Origin of the sequence: Massilia jejuensis, from assembly GCF_042656795.1 — a bacterium.
Classification (GTDB): Bacteria; Pseudomonadota; Gammaproteobacteria; order Burkholderiales; family Burkholderiaceae_D; genus Telluria; species Telluria jejuensis.
On sequence record NZ_JBHSMS010000007.1, the window covers coordinates 1 to 1,663 of the forward strand.

Below are 1,663 nucleotides of genomic sequence, written 5' to 3' on the forward strand. Positions count from 1 at the left end.
CCGCCCCCTCTACGATGTCGATGAATGAGATGACGCGACAACTATCCTGACACAGGGGGTTTTTCGGCATGCCAGGTCCACCTATCAAAGCGGTTCGATAAAACTGCAGTCAGGAAAACTGTAGACATGGCTCAGGGAAACGTATTGATTGTCATCAATTTCGCATTGGCGACACCGAGGTAACGTAGCCGCTGGACAATTTTCCACTTGCGCTACGGCGATGCCGAGCGGCTATCGGAGGCAGTCAATGGGCGTAAGCCAGGTAATCGCGGCCGGTGCCGCGCTGTCGGCGTTCAGCGGCAACTCGCAACACAACCGCCTGATGCGGCTGGATTTTCCGTTCGAGGATGGGCCGCCCGCCATCCTGCTGCCGAACAAGCTCGTCGCCCGCGAGGAAGTCTCGCGCGGTTTCCGCGTCACGGTCGAGGTATTGTCGGACGAGGCACGGATCCCCCTGAAAATGCTGATGGGCCGGATGGTGACGATCTCCCTGGTGCGCGAAGACGGGTCGCTACGCTACTTCAACGGCCATATCACCGAGTTCCGCTTCCTGCGCACCGATGGCGGCTTCGCCTTCTACCAGATGGTGCTGGAGCCGTGGCTCGCATTCGCACGACTGCGCAAGGATAACGTCTCGTTCCACGGTAAAAGCGTCCGCGAGATTACCGAGGAAACGCTGAAGCACTACCGCCAAGCCGATTGGCACATGTACCCAATCGACGAGTCGAAGCTGACCGTCGCCAACCAGCATAACGAGACCGACTACAACCACTTGCACCGGCGCTGGGAAGCGCTTGGCCTGCACTACTGGTACGAGCACGAATTCGGCCGCCACAGGCTCATGATCTCGGACAACAGCTTCCTGTCCGAACCGATCGATGAGGAAGCGTACGTGATCCCGTTCCACGACAAGAGTGGCTCGCTCGAGGACGACGGCATTCACGAGTGGACTGCTGTCCGGCGTCTGGGCTCGGGCCAGACCACACTGGCGACGTTCGATTACAAGAACCCCAGCGCGCAGCGCGCCCAAGCAAATTCACTCAACCAGCAAGGCGATATCTTTCCCTACGAAGTCTACGAGGACACCGGTTCCTACGGCTTTCGCATGCGCAGCGACGGCGAAGAGTTGGCGATGCGACGCATGGAGGAGGCAGACAAGGATACGCAGTACTTCGAGGCGGCGGGAAACGACCGAAGCGTACTGCCGGGCCGCACGTTCAAGCTCGGCGGCCATTTCAGCGCCGAGCCGCGCTCGCGCGAATACGATCCCGAACCGCGTCGCAGTATCGACGACCGCTTCTACCTCATTTTGTCTGTCGACCATGAGGCGGCGAATAACTACCAGGCCGGGCCGGGCGCACCCTCGCACTACGAAAACCGGCTTACCTGCATCCGCAAGGACATCCGCTGGCGCCCTGGCCGCAACTACAACAGCGAGCCCGGTACCCATATGGGGCTGCACACGGCAATCGTCGTCGGCCCGGCCGGCGCTGAAATCCATACGGACGGCTACGGGCGGGTGAAGCTGCAGTTCCACTGGAACCGGCTGGACAAGTATGACGAGAACAGCTCGCCGTGGATCCGGGTGATGACGCCCGCCGCTGGCAACGAATTCGGGCAGATTCGCTTGCCCCGCGTCGGCGAGGAAGTGGCCGTCGTCTAC

1 protein-coding gene is annotated in these 1,663 nt (G+C 60.9%); it reads left to right on the top strand.

The genetic code is table 11. The features are described from left to right. Window positions 1-247 precede the first annotated feature (247 nt). The coding region (locus ACFPOU_RS02345; RefSeq protein ID WP_379716629.1) for a type VI secretion system Vgr family protein at window positions 248-1,663 on the top strand (1,416 nt) is incomplete at its 3' end.